This window comes from Vibrio sp. YT-15, from assembly GCF_033337445.1.
Taxonomy (GTDB): domain Bacteria; phylum Pseudomonadota; class Gammaproteobacteria; order Enterobacterales; family Vibrionaceae; genus Vibrio; species Vibrio alginolyticus.
Genome location: NZ_JAWOQR010000007.1, coordinates 161127 through 182121, shown reverse-complemented (window position 1 = coordinate 182121; position 20995 = coordinate 161127). Strand labels below are relative to the sequence as shown.

15 protein-coding genes are annotated in these 20995 nt (G+C 42.2%); 11 read left to right on the top strand and 4 right to left on the bottom strand.

The features are described from left to right. Nucleotides 1-37: 37 nt before the first annotated feature. The 8 genes from R7D93_RS15350 (at nt 38) to rmf (ending at nt 13776) form a co-directional block, all read left to right on the top strand. The gene (locus R7D93_RS15350; RefSeq protein ID WP_225496890.1) at nt 38-4879 is read left to right on the top strand and encodes an NAD-glutamate dehydrogenase; all 4842 of its coding nucleotides are present in this window, start codon (nt 38-40) and stop codon (nt 4877-4879) included. Between the two features lie 311 nt (nt 4880-5190). Further along, nucleotides 5191-6201: a quinone-dependent dihydroorotate dehydrogenase gene (pyrD, locus tag R7D93_RS15345; RefSeq protein ID WP_017634281.1), complete on the top strand. Its 1011-nt coding sequence runs from the start codon at nt 5191-5193 to the stop codon at nt 6199-6201. Nucleotides 6202-6369: 168 nt separating this feature from the next. Continuing rightward, a complete protein-coding gene (locus R7D93_RS15340; RefSeq protein ID WP_005377444.1) occupies nt 6370-6912 on the top strand; it encodes a cell division protein ZapC in 543 nt (180 codons plus the stop codon). A 486-nt stretch (nt 6913-7398) separates the two neighbouring features. Beyond that, nucleotides 7399-9519 (top strand): bifunctional 23S rRNA (guanine(2069)-N(7))-methyltransferase RlmK/23S rRNA (guanine(2445)-N(2))-methyltransferase RlmL, encoded by a 2121-nt coding sequence (rlmKL, locus tag R7D93_RS15335; RefSeq protein ID WP_053350765.1) that lies wholly within the window; start codon nt 7399-7401, stop codon nt 9517-9519. 21 nt (nt 9520-9540) lie between these two features. Beyond that, nucleotides 9541-9783 (top strand): glutaredoxin family protein, encoded by a 243-nt coding sequence (locus R7D93_RS15330; protein WP_017821808.1) that lies wholly within the window; start codon nt 9541-9543, stop codon nt 9781-9783. Then, nucleotides 9761-11680, top strand: coding sequence for an ABC transporter ATP-binding protein (locus R7D93_RS15325; protein ID WP_213877452.1), 1920 nt, complete (start codon nt 9761-9763; stop codon nt 11678-11680). Before R7D93_RS15330 ends, R7D93_RS15325 begins: the two co-directional genes overlap by 23 nt. A 7-nt stretch (nt 11681-11687) precedes the next feature. Then, nucleotides 11688-13421 carry a DUF3466 family protein gene (locus R7D93_RS15320; RefSeq protein ID WP_025766617.1) on the top strand — a complete coding sequence of 578 codons (1734 nt, stop codon included), beginning with the start codon at nt 11688-11690 and terminating at the stop codon, nt 13419-13421. 181 nt (nt 13422-13602) lie between these two features. Next, on the top strand, nt 13603-13776 hold the full coding sequence (gene rmf / locus R7D93_RS15315; RefSeq protein ID WP_005377453.1) for a ribosome modulation factor: 174 nt from the start codon (nt 13603-13605) through the stop codon (nt 13774-13776). 140 nt (nt 13777-13916) lie between these two features. Here the strand turns inward: rmf and fabA are convergent, their stop codons facing one another. Both fabA and R7D93_RS15305 read right to left on the bottom strand, forming a co-directional pair. After that, the gene (fabA, locus tag R7D93_RS15310; protein WP_005390081.1) at nt 13917-14435 is read right to left on the bottom strand and encodes a bifunctional 3-hydroxydecanoyl-ACP dehydratase/trans-2-decenoyl-ACP isomerase; all 519 of its coding nucleotides are present in this window, start codon (nt 14433-14435) and stop codon (nt 13917-13919) included. A 70-nt stretch (nt 14436-14505) separates the two neighbouring features. Next, nucleotides 14506-16146, bottom strand: coding sequence for a Lon protease family protein (locus tag R7D93_RS15305; protein WP_213908345.1), 1641 nt, complete (start codon nt 16144-16146; stop codon nt 14506-14508). Nucleotides 16147-16356: 210 nt separating this feature from the next. Here R7D93_RS15305 and matP point away from each other — a divergent pair, with 210 nt between their 5' ends. The 3 genes from matP to R7D93_RS15290 all read left to right on the top strand — a co-directional run bounded on the left by matP (nt 16357) and on the right by R7D93_RS15290 (nt 17571). Beyond that, nucleotides 16357-16806 (top strand): macrodomain Ter protein MatP, encoded by a 450-nt coding sequence (matP, locus tag R7D93_RS15300; RefSeq protein ID WP_005396497.1) that lies wholly within the window; start codon nt 16357-16359, stop codon nt 16804-16806. 15 nt (nt 16807-16821) lie between these two features. Then, nucleotides 16822-17133 carry a DUF3634 family protein gene (locus R7D93_RS15295; protein WP_005377468.1) on the top strand — a complete coding sequence of 104 codons (312 nt, stop codon included), beginning with the start codon at nt 16822-16824 and terminating at the stop codon, nt 17131-17133. 114 nt (nt 17134-17247) lie between these two features. Next, nucleotides 17248-17571, top strand: a complete 324-nt coding sequence (locus R7D93_RS15290; protein ID WP_017634287.1) for a hypothetical protein — start codon at nt 17248-17250, stop codon at nt 17569-17571. A 444-nt stretch (nt 17572-18015) separates the two neighbouring features. On the opposite strand, the gene R7D93_RS15285 is transcribed toward R7D93_RS15290, so the two are convergent. After that, a complete protein-coding gene (locus R7D93_RS15285; RefSeq protein WP_213868724.1) occupies nt 18016-19737 on the bottom strand; it encodes an ATP-binding protein in 1722 nt (573 codons plus the stop codon). Then, entirely contained in the window at nt 19727-20908 is a 1182-nt protein-coding gene (locus R7D93_RS15280; protein WP_017634895.1) for an FIST signal transduction protein, read from the bottom strand. The genes R7D93_RS15285 and R7D93_RS15280 overlap by 11 nt, the downstream gene beginning before the upstream one ends. Between the last annotated feature and the right edge of the window lie 87 nt (nt 20909-20995).

Here is a 20995-nt window from a genome sequence, read left to right as displayed (position 1 = left end):
CCCCTACAAAACAACAATTCTAATGTGGAGTGTGAATATGACCGCGCGTGAAAATGTAGTGCCGGTTCTGCTTGAAAAGGTTTACCAACTGATTCAAGACAAACTCGAGCTTTCTCACCAAACGCTTGTAACTAAACTTGCTCAACACTTATTCAGTAACATTGCTGATGATGATCTAATTCAGCGAAACGAATCCGACCTTTATGGTGCTGTCGTTAGCCTTTGGCACCATATCAATGAAAAAAAACCAGAAGAGATTTCGGTTCGAGTATTTAACCCGACCGTAAGTCGTCAAGGCTGGCAATCCACACACACAATCGTAGAAATTGTTGTTCCAGATAGTCCATTCTTAGTGGACTCAGTCAAAATGGCTTTAGCGCGTTTGGATCTTGTTTGTCACCTAATGTTGAATAACCCAACACAGATTCAGCGTGATAAAAAAGGCCAAGTTACAGACGTAAACGGTGAGGGTGGTGTTCTTCAATCACTTTTCCACATAGAGGTAGACCGCCTTACTAGTAAAGACGAGATGCAAGCGCTTAAAGAAGAGCTGTTAAGAATTCTATCTGATACTCGCTTAGTCGTTGATGACTGGAAGCAGATGGTTGATAAGCTTAAGTTTGTTACTGATGAACTTGAGAAAAATAAAGATCGTGTTTCTATCCAAACTGATCGTATGGATGAAACGATCGCATTTCTTCGTTGGCTAGAAGATCATAACTTTACCTTTATGGGTTATAAAGATTATAACTTAAAAGAGGTCAATGGTGATACCGAACTTGTTCCTGCTAAAGAAAAAGGACTAGGTCTGTTTGCTGATGACAAGCGCGTGCGTAGCGTCAAGCTCTCTGAATTATCAGATTCAGCGCGATTAGAAGCGAAAAAACCATACGCTCTGATCATCACCAAAGGTAACAAAGCATCTCGTATCCACCGTCCGGCTTATACTGATTACATCGGTATTAAGAAGTTTGATGAAAACGGTAAAGTAATAGGTGAGCATCGCTTTACTGGTTTATATACCTCCGCCGTTTACAACCAAGCGGTACAAAGTATTCCTCTGATCCGTGAAAAAGTTGACCGTATCCTTGAAGCAAGTGGATACCGTCACGGATCATACTCATACAAAGCATTGCACAATATCTTAGAAAACTACCCACGCGACGAGTTGCTTCAAGCTAATGAAGAAGAGCTGCTTGAGGTGGGAATGGGCGTTGTACAAATGCAAGATCGTGACTTGCTGCGTTTGTTTGTTCGTAAAGACCCATTTGGTCGTTTCTTCAGTTGCATGGTTTATGTCACTAAAGATCGTTACAACACAGAATTGCGTCGTCAAACTCAACGCATTCTTAAGCAGTACTTTGGTTGCGAGCAAGAGGTTGAATTTACAACGTACTTCTCAGAAAGCCCACTAGCGAGAACACATTACATTGTTCGTGTAGACAATAACAACATTGACGTAGACGTGAAAAAGATCGAGCAAAATCTAATGGAAGTTTCTACCTCTTGGGATGACAGACTAAAAGAATCCATCATTGCTAACTTTGGTGAAAGCAAAGGCCTTCCTCTTTCAAAAGAATATATGAGTGCGTTCCCTCGCTCATACAAAGAGGACATGATGCCAGGTTCTGCGGTTGCAGATATCGAGCGCTTAGAAGCGTTAAGTGATGATAATAAACTTGGCATGTTGTTCTACCGACCTCAAGAAGAGGGTGCAGATTCCAAAGCTGTCCGCTTAAAGTTATACCATCGCGATGAACCAATTCACCTTTCTGACGTAATGCCGATGTTGGAAAACCTTGGTTTGCGTGTGATTGGCGAATCGCCATATGAGATCGAGAAAAACAACGGGCAGACTTTCTGGATCCTTGACTTCTCTATGCTGCATAAGAGCGAGAAAACCGTTGACCTTCGTGAAGCTCGTGACCGTTTCCAACAAGCATTTGCTGCCATTTGGGCGGGTAATCTTGAAAGTGATGGTTTCAACCGATTGTTATTAGGTGCGTCTTTATCTGGCCGTGAGATTTCCATTCTTCGCGCTTACGCACGATACATGCGCCAAGTCGGCTTCCCATTCAGTCAGCAGTACATCGAAGACACGCTAAGCCACTACCCAGACTTAGCGACAGGTCTAGTCAAGCTGTTCACCAAGCGATTTGATCCGAAACACAAAGGCAGCGAGAAAGGCCAAAACGATCTAATTAAAAAGCTAACAGAGCAGTTGGATCGTGTAGAGAGCTTGGATGATGATCGTATTATTCGTCGTTATATTGAAATGATCATGGCGACGCTTCGTACCAACTACTACCAAGTAGACGAGAATAAGCAGCCTAAGCCTTGGTTATCTTTGAAAATGAAGCCAAGCGATATTCCTGAGATTCCGCAGCCTGTACCTGCATTCGAGATCTTTGTTTACGCACCAGATATTGAAGGTGTTCACCTTCGTGGTGGAAAAGTGGCTCGTGGTGGTTTGCGTTGGTCAGATCGTCAAGAAGACTTCCGTACGGAGATTCTTGGCTTAGTAAAAGCGCAACAGGTTAAGAACACTGTAATTGTACCAGTTGGTGCAAAAGGCGGCTTCGTTTGTAAACGCCAGCCATCTCTCACCACTCGTGATGAAATTTTTGCGGAAGGTCAGCGTTGTTACAAACGCTTTATCCGTGCACTGCTAGATGTGTCAGATAACATCATTGAAGGAGAGGTGGTACCACCACAAAACGTTGTTCGTCACGATGAAGATGACCCATATCTAGTAGTGGCTGCCGATAAAGGCACAGCAACCTTCTCAGATTTGGCAAACTCTGTTTCTGCAGAATACAACTTCTGGCTAGGTGACGCATTCGCTTCAGGTGGTTCAAACGGTTACGATCACAAAGCAATGGGTATCACCGCAAAAGGTGGTTGGGAATCTGTTAAACGTCACTTCCGTGAAATGGGCATCAACTGTCAGACCACTGATTTTACTGCAATCGGTGTAGGTGATATGGCAGGTGACGTGTTCGGTAACGGTATGCTGTTATCGAAGCATATTCGATTGCAAGCTGCGTTTAACCACATGCACATCTTTATTGATCCAAATCCAGATTCAGCCAGCAGCTGGGAAGAGCGTAACCGCTTGTTTAATCTGCCAAGATCAAGCTGGGAAGATTACAACAAAGACTTGATCTCTCAAGGTGGTGGCATCTTCTCTCGTCGATCAAAATCGATCCAGTTGACGCCAGAAATTCAGAAAATGTTAGGTACGAAGAAAGCATCTTTAGCGCCTAACGATCTGATAAAGATGATCTTGAAAATGAAAGTCGATCTTCTTTGGAATGGTGGTATCGGCACTTACGTTAAATCATCGACAGAAACTCATACAGATGTTGGTGACCGTGCTAACGACATGCTGCGCATTGACGGCCGTGACTTAAGAGCCAAAGTGGTTGGCGAAGGTGGTAACTTGGGTATGACTCAGCTTGGTCGTATCGAATACGCACTAACTGGCGGTCGAGTGAACACGGACTTCGTTGATAACGTAGGTGGCGTTGACTGTTCGGATAATGAAGTCAACATCAAGATCTTCCTCAATGGACTGGTTTCAAATGGCGATCTTACGGTTAAGCAACGTAACCAAATTCTAGAGTCTATGGAAGACGAAGTGGGTGAAATTGTCTTGGATGATGCTTACCGTCAGTCGGAGTCGATCTCTGTTACTGAACAGCAAGGTGTTGGCATTGTTAAGGAGCAAATTCGATTCATCCACACTATGGAGAAAGCAGGGTACTTGGACCGTGCTCTCGAATACATTCCTGATGATGAAACGCTAATCGAGCGTGAAAAACAGGGACTAGGTCTGACTCGCCCTGAGCTATCAGTGTTAGTTGCCTACGGTAAAATGGTACTTAAACAGCAACTTGTTACGGATGAAATCGCAAATGATGAATTCCATGCAAAACAACTTGTTGAATATTTCCCAAGTGCGTTACGACGTAACTATAAAGATCAAATGGTTAATCACCCACTGCGAGCTGAAATTATCGCTACAGCATTGGCTAACCAGATGGTTAATGAAATGGGCTGTAACTTCGTTACTCGTTTGCAAGAAGAAACTGGTGCAAGTGTTGTCGATATTGCCAACGCTTACAGTGCGGCTAGAGAAATCTTTGATTTAGAAGAAATCCTCAAGCAAACTCGCAAACTTGATAACGTTGCGACAGCGCAAGCTCAATACGAAATTATGTTTTACGTGCGCCGAGCACTGCGTCGAATTGCACGCTGGTTGCTTCGTAACCGTAGCGGCAAATGCACGGTCGGTGAGTTGATTGCTATCTACAAGCAAGATGTCAATGTTATTACTGAAACCCTAGACACTATGTTAGTTGAGTCTGAAGTTGAAGAACACAATGAGTTGGCTCAAGGTTGGATAGAGAAAGGGGTTGAAGAGAAACTCGCTCACCAAGTTGCCCGCTTATCAAGCTTACAATCTGCACTGGATATTTCATCAGTAGCAAGTGAAACAGGTAAAACGGTTGAGCAAGCATCGAAACTCTACTTTAACTTGGGTGACCGTTTATCGTTGCATTGGTTCTTGAAGCAAATTAATAGCCAAGCCGTTGATAACAACTGGCAAGCACTTGCAAGAGCGGCATTCCGTGAAGATCTGGACTGGCAACAACGTCAACTTACCGCTCAGGTACTGACTTGTGGCTGCTCAACCGAAGAGCTTGACGTGATGGCTGCGTTAGAAGATTGGATTGAAACTAACGAGCAATCGTTGCACCGCTGGGAGAGTATCTTAAACGAGTTCAAAGTTGGCTCAGTACACGAATTTGCTAAGTTCTCTGTAGCACTTCGAGAGCTAGTACTTTTAAACCTCAACTGCTCATCGAAAGAGTAGTGGAATAATCAAGTCATAAGTATAAGCCTCGTTATTTAACGGGGCTTTTTATTATCTATTATTCACATTTGGAACGAAAATAGTTACATTGTCACATTGAGTTGAAATTAAAACAGAGTGAAATCGATTGCTTTTAAGCGGTTAGTTACGATTTTTATCGCAGAAACTTGATTGTAATTGTTTGTTTTATATTTGAAAATCTTATAAAGATATAGGTTTTTACTTATTACGTTCATTTTCATTGAATTACGATGAAAAACGGTAAATAATATTGTCCCGTTTATACGGGGCTTTTTTCTTTCGGAGGCACAATGCTTTACCGTCTAGCCAGAACTGGCTTTTTCCAACTCGATGCCGAGAAGGCACATGATCTTGCAATCAAGAACTTCCAACGCTTTAACGGCACACCACTTGATCTCTTTTACCGCCAACAGTTACCAACTCGTCCAGTTGAGTGTATGGGTCTAACATTCCGTAACCCTGTTGGTCTTGCGGCTGGTTTAGATAAAAACGGCGAATGTATTGAAGCATTTGATGCCATGGGCTTTGGCTTTGTCGAAGTCGGCACTGTAACGCCACGACCACAACCAGGTAATGATAAACCACGTCTATTCCGTTTAGTGGAAGCAGAAGGGATCATCAACCGCATGGGCTTTAATAACCTAGGCGTTGATAATTTGATCGAGAATGTTAAACGAGCAAAATTCAATTGTGTTCTCGGAATTAATATCGGTAAAAATAAAGATACGCCAATTGAGAAAGGGGCAGAGGACTACCTGATTTGTATGGAAAAAGTGTATGAGTATGCTGGCTATATTGCAGTAAACATCTCATCGCCAAACACTCCAGGCCTTCGTTCACTTCAATATGGTGAAGCCCTTGATGAACTGCTTTCCGAATTAAAGGCGAAACAAGCGGAGTTATCAGAGAAGTACAACAAGTACGTCCCGTTAGCATTAAAGATTGCGCCAGATTTAAGTGACGATGAAATCTGCCAAATTTGCGATTCTTTATTGAAAAACAATATAGATGGTGTGATCGCGACTAACACAACTTTGGATCGCACGATCGTAGAAGGGATGAAACACGCCAATGAGGCAGGTGGCTTGAGTGGTCGCCCTGTGCAATCACGCTCTACGGAGGTCGTACGTAAGCTTCATGAAGAGCTTGGAGACAAACTTCCAATTATCGGTGTTGGTGGTGTAGATTCCTATGTTGCAGCCAAAGAAAAGATCATGGCAGGCGCTAAGCTTGTTCAAGTCTACACTGGCTTTATTTACCACGGCCCAGGTCTCGTACGTGATATTGTTAAGAATCTTTAACATATACATCAAAAACTACTGAAAAATCAGTACCTGTTACATAAAAAAGAGGACTTTGTTTCCTCTTTTTTTTTATCCGTTCGTTTGTAGAATTTAAAAATCACGAGTAGGTAATTAAGCGTCTTACCTCTTTACCACTGATTTAACTAGTCAAGAGAGAACGGAATAATGCTTAAACCCAGCGACAAATGGAATTGGTATTTTGACGAGCAAAAAGCTTGCTTAATGCTGGATCTGGGGGAGGAAATGATTTTCCAAACCAATCTATCCCGAAAATTGTTGGTTAACTGTGCCTTCTCAAACAGTGAATTTACCGTTGATGACGCCAGCGCATTTCAAACGTTTAATGAGCGCATTCGCTGCCTCGATATCAGTGAATATCGCCAAGCTGAATTAACACTGTATTGTGTTGCTGCAAAGCGTTTTCATAAACCTGTACAGCCTAAGAGCTGGTTCTTCGATGCACAGTCCTCTGATTATGAACCTCAAGAAGGGGACATGGTCTTCCTCACAAATCAATATTCTGATGGTATGTTCATCGTTCTAGAACCAGGCGAAACATCGAGCTTATGTGCTTATGTTAACCAAGAAGCCTTTGTTCTTGATGGCAATAAGGCGCTTCAATTTGGGCAGCCGATTAAAGTAATGCATGATCGCATGGCTTGTGCAAACCACCTCTTTGCAATGACCCCTATGGCAATGGTGGGTTAAAGCTGTTTAATTTTTCTTTATTTCGTTCCTTTGTTTGCCTTAATCGACCTTACTGGGTCGATTTTTTTTGTCCTTTCCTCTGACACTCCAATCCGAAAGACCATGAAACTGTTTGTTTTCTATGCATGCAAACATGAAGCTGGTCACTTTTATTTTACTTATTTCAATTTGATTACTCCTTTAATTAGGCAACCTAGCGCCTAAAACAACCCTATTTATTCCCCTATAAAGGGCATTTGTAAGTAATTTACATCAACTAATCCAAACTGGTGTATACCAAAATGCATGTAAATAAGTATTCACTTCTTCTAAAGGAAACAAAATACGTTCATAAATGAAAAACATTCAAACTAAAGATGTTGAAAGTTTTAGATCATTTGAGTGGTGATGATTTGAACTAACGGGTGGGAAAATACCTTTAAAAACGAGGCATTGATCGTAAAGTCAGGTATAATTGAAGCCATTTTTTATCAGCGAAAGAACACTATGAATCAATATCTCGCGGTAACTTCAAATGGCATGGAAAATTTGCTTGTTGAAGAACTGACTAAACTAGGCATTGAAAATGCGAAACCAGTACAGGCAGGCGTAAAATTTAAAGCGACAAACGAACAGGTTTATCGCTGTTGTTTGTGGAGCCGTTTAGCGTCTCGATTTGTACGTGTTTTATCTGAGTTCACGTGTAACAACGACATGGACTTGTATCTATCCACTTCCACTATTAACTGGGTTAACCAATTTCATAGCTCTAAACGCTTTGTTGTGGACTTTAACGGCACAAACCGTGAGATTAGAAATAGCCAATACGGGGCTATGAAGGTCAAAGATGGCATCGTAGATTGCTTTGAGAATAAAGGCTTGCCACGTCCTAATATCAGCAAAGAACGCCCAGATATTCGTATTCACGTTCGTTTGCATAAAGATAAAGCGTTGCTTGGGGTAGACATGGTAGGTAGTGGTCTTCATCAGCGTGGTTATCGACCAGAATCGGGTCGTGCGCCATTACGTGAAACGCTTGCTTCTGCGATTATCATGCGTTGTGGCTGGGATGGGCATCAACCATTACTCGATCCAATGTGTGGTTCTGGTACTTTGCTTATTGAAGCGGCAATGATGGCAGCCAACATGGCACCTGGCGTTAAGCGCAAACAATGGGGCTTCGAAGTTTTGGAAGACTTTGAACCGGAGACCTGGGCTGAGATTAAATCAGAGGCTAATGTTCAAGCTAGACGGGGTGTCAAGAAAGTTGACGCTAAGTTTTTTGGATTCGATAACGACCCCAAAGTATTAAAAGTCGCTCAAGAAAACGCCCGCAGAGCAGGTGTTGAAGAGTTGATTGAGTTTGCGCAAGGTGATGCTGCAACTATTACTCGTCCCGCAGGATTTGAACACGGTGTTATCGTTTCAAACCCACCTTACGGTGAGCGTCTAGGAACTGAGCCGGGGCTGATTGCGCTCTATACCGCATTCGGTGGACAGCTAAAATCTGAGTTTGGCGGATGTAAAGCATCTATCTTCTCTAGCTCAGACGAGCTCTTGAGTTGCCTTCGTATGCGCGCTGATAAACAGTTTAAATTGAACAATGGTGCGTTACCGTGTCACCAAAAGAACTACAGCATTGCCGAGCGCAGCGCTGATGAAGTTAAAGGTGCAGATACTAACGTTCAAATCGCACCAGACTTCTCAAACCGTTTGAAGAAAAACATTGGCAAGATTGGCAAGTGGGCTCGTAAAGAGAAACTAGACTGCTATCGTATCTACGATGCAGACCTTCCAGAATATAACGTAGCGATCGACGTGTACGGCGATCAAATTGTGATTCAAGAGTACGCAGCACCTAAGAACATCCCTGAAGAAAAAGCCAAGCGTCGTCTAACGGACATTATCCGTGCGACGATTCAGGTGACCGGTGTCGAAGCGAACAAAGTTGTACTGAAAGTTCGTGAGAAGCAGAAAGGTCGAAGCCAGTACCAAAAATTAGGTCAGGTATCAGAGACGCTCGAAGTAAACGAGTACGGTGTGAAGCTGATCGTGAACCTTCATGACTACCTAGACACAGGCCTGTTCTTGGATCATAAGATCACTCGTCGTCGTCTTGGCGAAATGGCACAGGGTAAAGATTTCCTTAACTTGTTTGCTTACACTGGTAGTGCAACAGTGCACGCTGCAGTTGGTGGTGCGCGTTCCACTACAACTGTCGATATGTCAAACACCTACTTGAACTGGGCGAAAGACAATATGCAGCTTAATGGCTGTGTAGGGCGCCAACATAAATATGAACAAGCGGACTGTTTGCAATGGCTAGAAAACGCAAAAGGTGAGTACGACTTGATCTTTATTGACCCACCTACGTTCTCTAACTCTAAGCGTATGGAAACATCATTCGATGTACAACGTGACCACATTAAGCTAATGAAGAACCTCAAACGTTTACTGAGAAGTGAAGGCACAATCGTATTTTCAAATAACAAACGTCACTTCAAGATGGATGAAGAATCACTCGCTGAATTGGGTTTGAAGGCTCAGAATATTTCTTCTCAAACGTTACCATTAGATTTTGCGCGTAATAAACAGATTCATAACTGTTGGCTAGTAACGCACGCGTAGTATAAACAAAAGGATTAATACGTGCTGATATTGTATAGCACGGAGGGATGCCATCTTTGTGAGATGGCATTTGCTCTAGTAGACCAAGTCGGTTTGGCCGAGCAAACAGATATCATCGATATTGCGTTCGATGATGTACTATTTTCTCGTTACGGCGTCACAATACCCGTCTTAAAATATCAAGATTCTGAGTTGAACTGGCCGTTTGACTTAGAACAACTCACACATTGGTTGGATAATAATGGCATTACTTACCATTCATAACGCACAACTTGCATTTGGTGACCACCCATTGCTAGATAAAGCGGAGTTCGCTCTTCAAGAAAACGAACGCGTTTGTTTAGTTGGTCGTAACGGAGCAGGTAAGTCCACGTTAATGAAAGTGCTTGCCGGCGACATTTTGTTGGATGATGGCAAGATTCAAATAACTCAAGACGTAGTAGTTTCTCGGCTTGAACAAGATCCACCGCGCAATCAAGAGGGTACGGTTTACGAATACGTATCTGGCGGTTTGGCTGAAATCGGCGAACAATTGAAGATCTATCACGATCTTCTCGATCTTGTTGCTCAAGACCCAAGTGAGAAGAACATTAACCGTTTGGCGAAAGTTCAAGAGCAACTTGATCATTCTAACGCTTGGCGCTTTGATGACCGTGTTAAGAACGTACTTGGCGCTTTAAAACTAAGCCCAGAAACCAAACTGACCGATCTATCCGGTGGCTGGCAACGTAAAGCTGCTTTAGCTCGTGCGCTGGTTTGTGATCCTGATGTATTGCTTCTTGATGAACCAACAAACCATCTCGATGTGACAACGATCGAATGGTTAGAGAACTTCTTAAAAGACTTCAAAGGCTCGATCATCTTTATTTCTCACGACCGTGCATTCATCAAGTCGATGGCGACACGCATCGTCGACTTAGATCGCGGTCAATTAGCTTCTTTCCCTGGTAATTACGAACAGTATTTAAATAACAAAGAAGAAATGCTTCGCGTCGAAGAAATGCAAAATGCTGAGTTCGATAAGAAACTAGCTCAGGAAGAAGTGTGGATTCGTCAAGGCATTAAAGCACGTCGTACTCGTAATGAAGGCCGTGTTCGAGCCCTTAAAAAGCTTCGTGAAGAGCGTCGTGACCGTCGTGAAGTTCAAGGTAAAGTTAACCTAAACATCGATGATGCTTCTCGTTCAGGTAAGATTGTATTTGAAGCAGAAAATGTATCTTTTGCTTACGAAGGCAAGACAATTGTCGACGACTTTAGCTTTAACATCATGCGTGGTGACCGTATTGCACTTATCGGACCAAATGGCTGCGGTAAGAGTACGGTACTTAAATTGCTACTAGGGCAATTGGAAGCGCAGTCTGGTCGTTTACACTGCGGAACAAAATTAGAAGTCGCGTACTTTGATCAGTACCGAGAGATTTTGGATCCAGAAAAGACAGTGATCGATAACTTAGCGGATGGGAAACAAGAAGTAATGGTTGGGGGACGTCAGCGTCATGCGCTGAGTTATCTTCAAGACTTCTTATTTGCACCTAAGCGCGCCAGAACCCCGGTTAAGGCACTTTCTGGTGGTGAGAAAAACCGATTATTGCTAGCCCGTATCTTGTTGAAACCAAACAACTTACTTATTCTTGATGAACCAACTAACGATTTGGATATCGAAACGTTGGAACTTTTAGAAGAAATGCTTGCCAATTATCAGGGTACATTATTGTTAGTGAGTCACGACCGTGAGTTCGTAGACAACACAGTAACAACCAGCTGGATTTTTGAGGGTAACGGTATAATCGAAGAGTTCGTTGGTGGTTATCATGATGCTAAACAGCAGCGTGACCAAGTTCTTGCTTCGCGCAGTCAGGTTGAAAAACCAACGAAGAAAGAGAAAGTGGTTGAGGAAACTCCCAAAACTACGCAACCTAAGAACAATTCGAAGAAGTTATCGTATAAGCTGCAAAGAGAATTAGAGGCTCTACCAGCTAAACTTGAACAATTAGAGTCGGATATCGAGAGCCTTCAGGAGCAAGTGAACGATCCAGAGTTCTTTGCTAAACCTGTAGAGCAAACTCAGCCGGTATTGGAACAGCTTGCTGCACTAGAGCAGGAGTTGGAAATCGCATTCGAGAGATGGGAAGAACTCGAAGCAATGCAACAGGATAGTTAAGAATTCAATGAATTGTAGTAATAAATTCAAATTGACCGCCATTGCAATGATGGTTGGTACCACAATGAACGCACAGGCGGCATTGTATCAAGTTGTTGAGGTTTCACCTCAGGATCATGGTTCAAACGGTGACTACCAAACGGCTTACGGGGTTGCAATTCAACAGGGCAATGCAGGTACAGATCCTTCAACAGGTTCACCTTTCGCTCTAGGCTGCTTTGATGCAGCAGCAAACTGCACGCCAGAGCAGTTTAAACTTGCAATGGAAACTCGCACTACACCGATTTCAGCGACACAAGCCGTGGATGGGAACAGCTATCGTGAAGAAATCCCATTCGGATTAGACGCTGGCTTTTATTACATCCAAGAACTCAAAGACTTTGAGCGTTACTGTTACAACCAGCTTCGCTATTCCACCTGTGACTCTTGGGCTTCAGTAAACTGGACGCCGTGGAACAAAGAACGTAGTAAAGACTTTACTTCTAATGCGTTAGCGTTCATAGAAGAAGATTCTGCTGCTTATAAAAATGAATATAACAATGTTATCAACCAGCTTACCGAGGATGGTGCAGCTGTCGGTAATCAGAGTAAAGTTAGCACAGAAAATACTTCTACATTAGAAACACGAAATACCGTAGTTGCACCAGTAGAGCCAAATATTCTTACTGGCGATGGTGACGCAAGTGTTGTGCAAAGCCATGCTTGGAGCACAGACGGCAATTTTACTGTTGGCAGTGTTTCTCGAACAGCAAGCAATACCAATGGATCTCACCACACATCAAAAGCAGCGATTTGGGATCAAAGCGGAACCGTCAGTGAATTGGCTTGGCCAAGTGGCACATCTAAAGATGGAGAAAGGTTAGCTCAAGGGAGCATGCGTGACCTGGTCACTGATGGAACTACGGTCTATGGCGTAGGTTACAACACTTACAGTGATGATAACTACCTGAATGCGACTGTTTTTGTTGGAACTCTAGAAGCCGAAGGTAGCGTTGAAAACGCAACTTGGAAAAATAAAGTTGTTGTAGGAGCTAGACAGCGCGAAGGTGATGATACGGTTCATACAAACTCACGATTAACCGACGTTAACTCTAATTTTGTTGCTATTGGTGAAGCGAAACGTTCGGGCGGATACTTAATGCCAACGGGCTCTGCTCCGAATCGTCTCTTTATCGTAGATGATGTTCGTAAGGATTCTATTAGCGCTTTTTACCCAACTACTGGCATTTTCTTTAGCGGTGCGGGCGGTAAGATGGGCGGTATCAACTCTTACAATGAGATCGTCGGGCAACTTGATGCAGAAACGACTCGTGAAGACGATGGCAAGCCACGTCGTAAGCGCGGTTTTATCTATCCATATAGCCTAGGTGGCGAGACTAGTGAACGTGCTGCAACATTGTTTAATGGAAAAGCTTGGTTCCTAGACAGTTTGACTAATGGCGGTGATTACTCTGAACAAAACAATCAGTTTCGTATTATCGACGCAACTGATATCAATGATGCAGGTGTGATCTCTGGTACTGCTATGAAATGTGCAGGTGGTTATAGCACAACAGCAAACAATGCGACATGTAGCTCTGAAGAGCAAATTGTAGCCGTCAAACTAGTACCTATTGCTGACGCAACGAAGGACGACATCGTATCTCGAAGCATTGACTCAACGACGACAGAGCGTCAAGGTGCAGGTCTTGGTTGGTTAGCTTTGACCATGCTTGGATTGTTTGGGTTCCGTAGAAAATAGTTAAAAATCGTCAGTAATTTTTAAATCAAGCAGAGGCTCACACATTTGAGTCTCTGCTTTTTTTATGCCTTGAGAAATTGCCTACTTTGATCGATTCTTATAAGTGGAGTCATAAAAACTCCATCAAAGTTTCACAATAACAGCTGTACGTTAGTAAATGGACCTGTATGAGGAATTAACTATGAAGAGACAAAAGCGTGATCGCCTAGAACGAGCTCAATCTCAAGGCTACAAAGCTGGGTTGAATGGAAGGTCTCAAGAGGCTTGCCCATATCAACAAGTTGATGCTCGGTCGTATTGGTTAGGTGGTTGGCGTGATGCCAGAGATGAAAGACAATCTGGTCTCTACAAATAAACTCTCCACATACAAAAAGAAGGATTCGAAAGGGCTCTACGGAGCCTTTTCTACATTATAGGGACATAGGGAAGTAGGTTAACACTCGATAACAAAAAGGCTCCTAAATAGGAGCCTTAATAAATCGATTAAAATCGTGATTAGAAGCTTGAAGTGTCTTGGAACAAGCCAACTTTCAAATCTTTTGCTACGTAGATTTCTTTGCCGTCCACACATACTCGACCGTCGGCCAAACCCATCACAAGTTTACGGTTTACAACGCGTTTCATGTGGATTTCGTACGTCACTTTTTTCGCTGTTGGCAGGATCTGACCTGTAAACTTCACTTCTCCAACACCCAGAGCACGACCTTTTCCTTTGCCTCCAACCCAGCCAAGGAAGAAACCAACAAGTTGCCACATCGCATCAAGGCCAAGACAACCCGGCATTACAGGGTCGCCAGGGAAGTGGCAGTCAAAGAACCACAAATCTGGAGTAATATCCAATTCCGCCAAGATCAAACCTTTACCAAAATCGCCTTCAGTCTCAGACATTTTAGTAACACGATCCATCATTAGCATGTTTGGCGCAGGAAGCTGAGGGTAACCAGGCCCAAACAGTTCGCCTTGGCTAGAAGCAAGTAGATCGTCACGGTTATAAGAATCACGTTTGTTTTGCATTATCAATTACTCCAATTTTTGATAGCTGCATCTTAGTGAACACGTGTACGCTAAACAACTCCGATCAGTACTAGACAAACCAGTTTTTGATGCGCTGCACAATTCCTTCTGGATGCTCATGTCTTTCAAAGTTTTCAATACGTTCCGCTATTTTGCCAATAATGCTATCGTCTTCACCTCTAAAAGGTTTATTCATTACAATCGGAATAGCTTCATCTACGGTAGAAACGGACCAAATATGGAACTCACCATTTTTAATGCTTTCTATTACATCTTTATGTAATGCAAGGTGTTTAAGGTTTGATTTTGGCATCACAACACCTTGATTTCCAGTAAAACCTTGATGTTTACAAACCTGATAAAAACCTTCAATTTTTTCGTTCAAGCCACCGACGGCTTGCACTCGACCAAACTGATCAACAGCCCCTGTAACCGCAACTTGTTGATTAATTGGAGATTCAGATAAAGCACTTACCAAGCAACAAAGTTCTGCAAGAGATGCGCTGTCACCATCAACTTCACTATAAGACTGTTCAAATACGATGGAGGCTGAGTAAGGCAGTGGTTCATCCAGTTTCAGAGCAGAGCTCAAGAAAGCTTGCATAATCATCATGCCTTTTGCATGTAGATTGCCTCCAAGCTCAGCTTTGCGCTCAACATCGGAAACATCGCCATCACCAAAATGAATTACACAAGATATTCGTGCAGGCTCACCATAGCTGACAGGGTGCCCAGCCATATCAATAACGGTTAGGCCATTGATTTGACCAACTTGTTCCCCAGTTGTCTCAATGATGACTTGGCCATCTAGAATATCGTACACGGCACGCTGAGGAAGGTAAGATTCTCGGTAATACTTGTCGTCAATCGCTTTATCTAACGACTTGTAATCTAATGCTCGGCCATCACTGAACTGGCTAGCAAGCGTTAGAAGTTGAGAGTGCCACATTACTCCTAAAGGCAGATAATGTTGATCTTCAGTAAATCTCATACCGGCCAGCAACAATCTTCTAAAACCACATTCGGTTAAGTGAGGCAGCTGATATTGAGAACATATCCAGTTCACCAAACCAAAGTAATCTGTCAAATTCTGCTCTGACAGATGAATATCTTCTTCAACTTCCGTATACATGGCAAAGCCAGAACAGAAGTCTTCATCGATGTATTCTAGCTCTGCTAACTGACTTCTTTCTCCTGTTACAATCAGTTTTACATCATAAGCTTTAGCTTGCGGTACTGAAGTAGGTAAACGAGTAGGGCTTAGGTTCAGTGGCTCGATAAGGTTTTGTTGAATTGCAGACTTTATATTTGGCCAAAGTCCTGGGTTAGCCAAAATTAGATTAGCCGGTACAATTAAGTAACCGTTATCTGCCTGTGAAATTAAGCCAGGTTGGAAGGCAATATCACCACTTAAATCGACACTGTAACGGTCAAATAAGCGTTTGGCATCAAGTGATTCCGACAAAACTATCGCAGCGTTAGACTGGCTCTGAAGAGCTTTACTGATGAACTCTCTATAGACAGAATTATCTACGCAGTTAATGAGTAGTACTCGCGTCAATCCAGAAATTTTTGAAAAACGAGATATCGTTGCCGACATTCTCGGTTGGAGCTCAGTAAAAGACTTCTTTGGTAATGAAGGTGCCGACTTTAAAAGTGCTTCGTACTGCTCAAGTGAAGGTGTTACGTCTTGCCAATTAAGTTGGTTCATTAAAATTCATCGTAATTCAATCTTGCCGACATTATAACGAAACGGACTATAACACCCTAGCACCAATTTGGTTTGCTCACGGCATTCAACTCTCAATGAACAATACTTAGACAAATGAGTGATCAACATCGATACTTCTAAGAGTTTTATTTGCCCAAGTAAACCATCTGGGTTACGCTGTCACTAGGTTATGTTTATGGGTCGGAACAAATGAAATATCAGCAGCTTGAGAATCTAGAATGTGGGTGGAAATGGAAGTATCTCATCAAAAAATGGAAAGATGGTGAAGCGATTACCCGACATATTGATACAAGCGAAGCAGATGCAGCGGTCGCAGAACTAAAACGCCTTGAACACGAGCCTACACTTGTCTTGGCTTGGATAGAAAACCACATGTCAGAAGAGTTAGATAATAAACTCAAGCAGGCTATCCGAGCGAAACGGAAACGTCACTTCAATGCAGAGCAAGTCCATACAAAGAAGAAATCCATTGATTTAGATTACCGAGTTTGGGAAAAGCTTTCTAGTAGAGCGAATGAACTTGGTTGTACGTTATCTGACGCAATTGAATATTTGCTTTCCGAAGCGTCGAGAAGTGAAAAAGCGAGTCAAAAAGTTACCTCAATTAAAGAGGATTTGAGTAAATTGCTATCTAGCTAGGATAGGGAGTGCCAAATGTTATATGTAATCTTAATTGCAGCCATCGTGATCTTTTGGTTGATCGCAGTCGATAGGCCGGTGTTAAAAGTAAAGTTCGATAATGGCCATATTAGTAACGTAAAAGGGCATCTACCTCCTTCTTTCAAACACAACTTACAGGATATTAGTGAGCATAACCCGTTTACTGGTGAAATGAAGGTGTATAGCCAACGAACAGGAATGCGCTTAAGCTTTTCCAAAGGCATTCCCAAAAAAGTTCAACAGAGGATTCGTAACGTTTTTCCGCATCAGGGCTTCAAAGCAAACAAAGGCAAGAAGCGCGCTTAATTACATATCAGTTACTTCATCATGTTAAATGGGACGCAATGTGGCGTCCCATTTTCGTATCTACAGAAAAATTACTTATCATCGAACAATCAACAACATAAACGGACCAAAACGATGAGATACGTTGTAACTTTAATGATACTGATCTTTGCAAGTACTTCAGTTTTTGCTGACGATTCAGAAACGAACCTGTTGGCTAAAAAGATTAAGACTAAGCTTCAAAAGAAAGTAGACAATAAGTTTGATGACTATCAAGGTTATTGTGACGTCATGATAGAAATGGAGCACAAAAGTAAAAACGCAGTAATAAAAAGAGTAACCAGTAGTGGTGACCAAAAAGTGTGTAGGTACGTTAAGTCCAACTTGAAGAAAGGAAAACGCTATCGTTACAAATACCCCGAAAAGTACATTCGCCTCCATATAACCACAGGCTTATAAATGTTTCAGAACGCCTTGATTAAGAGCGAGTGAACTGAGCTCGTGATTTTTGGCAGATTTCGTTGCGGAGCGATTAGAGCGTTTAGCTGATTTTTGCTGTTGTACGAGGCGAGTATGAAAGGCTTTTTTGTTTGGTAGTGCTTAAGTTAGTAATCGTGATGCCATTGAATGGCAAATTCAGTGAGTTGGCCGTCACCATCATAGATATATTGATTCTCAGGTGTTTAAGGAAGAACACACCCTTTGGTACGCATTATATGTGTTATGTTAAATTGTGTATTGCTGTACGCTAAATGTTGTCTGAGAATGCTCCTATTCCCCTGCAGATTTTAAATTTAAGGGCCTTACTGTGAGCATTAAACATAATCGTTATTTACCATAAAATACTTAATATAGATCTTAATAATCTATCGATTGTTAAGATCTATATTAACGCCTTTTTACTTATTGAAATGACTGTATAGCTTCAAAGATATCTTGTCTTCTAACTGGCTTGGAAATGAATCCGTCCATACCGGCATCCAGGCATTTATCTCTATCGCTTTCTAGCGCATGTGCAGTTAACGCTATAATTGGGGTCCTGAGACCTTTATCTCGAATAAGTCTTGTTGCGGTAATTCCATCCATCACTGGCATCGAGACATCCATGAGAATCAAATCGATTAAATCCTCATTCTCTTCCAAAAATGTTAATGCCTCTGCTCCATGGCTTGAGATATGAACATTATGGCCAAGCTTATTTAAGATAAGCTTTATTACGAACTGATTCGACTCGGTATCTTCTACGACGAGAAGTTCCATTGCTTTTGTCGGTTGATTGGTTTCGATTCTAACTGGACGATTTTGATTGCAACGAGTCAAAACTGGAATCGAAATCGTAAAGGTTGAACCAACATGCTCGTCACTTTTAACGGTAATCTTGCCACGCATCATTTCAACTAAATGCTTGGTTATTGCGAGTCCCAGTCCTGTACCACCAAAGCGTCTCGTGATGGAACGGTCTCCTTGATGAAATGCCGTAAACAAGTGCTCTTGCTTTGCTTTAGATATACCAATTCCAGTGTCAGATATTGAGATCACAAGTTCAGCATCTTGCTCAGATACAGAAACTTTTACTTCACCTTCGTCTGTAAACTTTATTGCATTCCCTATTAGATTAAACAGGATTTGAGATAACCGCGTGGAGTCAATCCAAAATTGTTTGTCATTAGTGACAGTACAGTTGAGCTTGAATTTAAGATTTTTCTTCTTAGCTATTTGTTTTTGCTGAGAAATAACAAAAGTGACAGTGTCTCTTAAGTTAATCCATTGTTCATTGAGCTGAAAGCGACCTGACTCGATTTTAGAAAGATCAAGAATGTCACTGATTATCGCGAGAAGTAACTCTGCAGAGCACTCCATTTGGCTCAAAGCATCAATTTGTTCTTCTGACAAGGTTGATTGCTTCAGTATATCTAGCATTCCAAGAACGGAATTTAAAGGGGTTCTTATTTCATGACTCATCATCGCTAAGAACTCCGACTTAGACCGGTTCGCAAGCTCTGCTTCTTCTCTTGCTTTAGCGAGCTGAGTTGTTCTTACTTCAACGATACGTTGTAACTTCTCTTTGGTCTCGATATCAATGACCGCCCTTTCAATTAAGGGACGAAACCGCCTCAAGGTTTCCTTATTCTCTATGCTAAAGTGCCCTTTCTGAGCTCCAATAAGTAGGATTACGGTTTGCGTTACTTCTGAACGTATACCAGTTAAAACGACCGAGTTTACATGGCTTTTTATAAAGCTGTTTAAGTTAACAAACTCAGCGAGTTTATCTGGCTCGAACAGTAGAATGCATTCACCATTGAGAGCTCTTTGATAGGTGTTACCGTGTAACCAGGATACATTATCAAATACGCTATTAGTTGATATCAATGTCTTGAAGGGATATCGTTCACCATCACGAGTCAGTACAATAAAATCATCGAAGTTGATGTACTTTTTGAGGACATTGTTTAATCCCGTAAATATCTCATGCCGATTCTTTGCCTCACTCATCGCAGATATCGCGGAAAGAATGGCCTTGTTTTCATCGGCGAGTAGTCGTTCTCTTTGTCTAGCCTGCTTTAGCTCAACTAACGCTTCTTGAAGCGCTTCCTGTTGATATATGTCTAAGTATTTATCTTTCATAAGGTTTATGGAATATAGCCGATGAAATCATCAGGTTTCCATGTCCATTCTCACCACCAATAAATCTACCTTGCTCGCCGAAAGTAAAAGGGCAAATAAAAGGCAAATGTTCTAGTTCTTGGTTAATTTGTTCACAAACGCTATTCATGTCTTGCATTAAGTGCAACATGGGACCTGCGCAAAAGATATTTATCACTCCAATTTTTCGAGACTCTTCTAATTTTTGGTTAAAAGCGGCATTGACGACTTTTGCAGCGCGCGCAACGAGATGCTCACGACTTCCTTTCATTAATGTGAGCTCGTCACCCTCTTCTATTCGTGTAAACAACTCGATTCCACCATCTGGCGTCTCACGGATCGGATGGGATAACTTGTAATATGGGCGATCATAGAGATGACCTGCGATCCGCCCTAATGGATAAGCACTCGAGTTTGTAAACAGCATATTATCTTTACCTACTTGGTTATCCTGGTGATTTGTCCACCTTCTATAAACATTGAGCGCAGGTTCATTATCAATTTCAAGTAAGCATCTATCGTTGGTCTTGGTTGCAACACCTTTGATATTAGTTGGTGTATGCCCAGCGCTAAAAGCGATATCAACAGGTTGAGAGGAGTAAAAGAGAGTTAAGCTTAAACCTGAAGTTTGAGAGCCTTGGGCGGTTATCACAGACCATTTCCCAGCGATGTTATTATCAGCGGCCGAACCACCAATAATTGGAATTAGAGTTCCAAATCTTTCATCTATAGACGCAATGATTGATTCCTCTTGCCCTGGTGTAGCATGAAGTAGAATTAAGTTTGGTACCTCTCCTACACGGTTTGCGTTCTCAAGGGCCATATCCAAAGCCTTGGTGACGCTGTCACCTGAGTTGTGATTAGAAATACCAGTACCATAAGCATGAGGACCTGTATCATAAACAGCAAGTGCCGCAATTACTGGTCCTGTATGAAAGCCCTGATCTGTCATTACGGCTTGACATGAACTGGCGCCATGAAAAGGCACACCAGGAAAATGCGCAAGAAACGCTTCTCGAATCAACTCGAAATTGTATTCTTCCGTGTAGTAACACATCACGTAAGACAAGTTCTGTTGTGTCAATTCGGACCTGAGCGTTTTTATCGCTGAGTCTTCATCTTTAATATGAGTAAAAACTGATTGGCAATGCATACGATTTTATAATTGGATATCACTCTGCTGTTATACCATTCCAACCAATTTTCTCTAGGTAAGAAGGTGTTAATTTCATTAATAAGT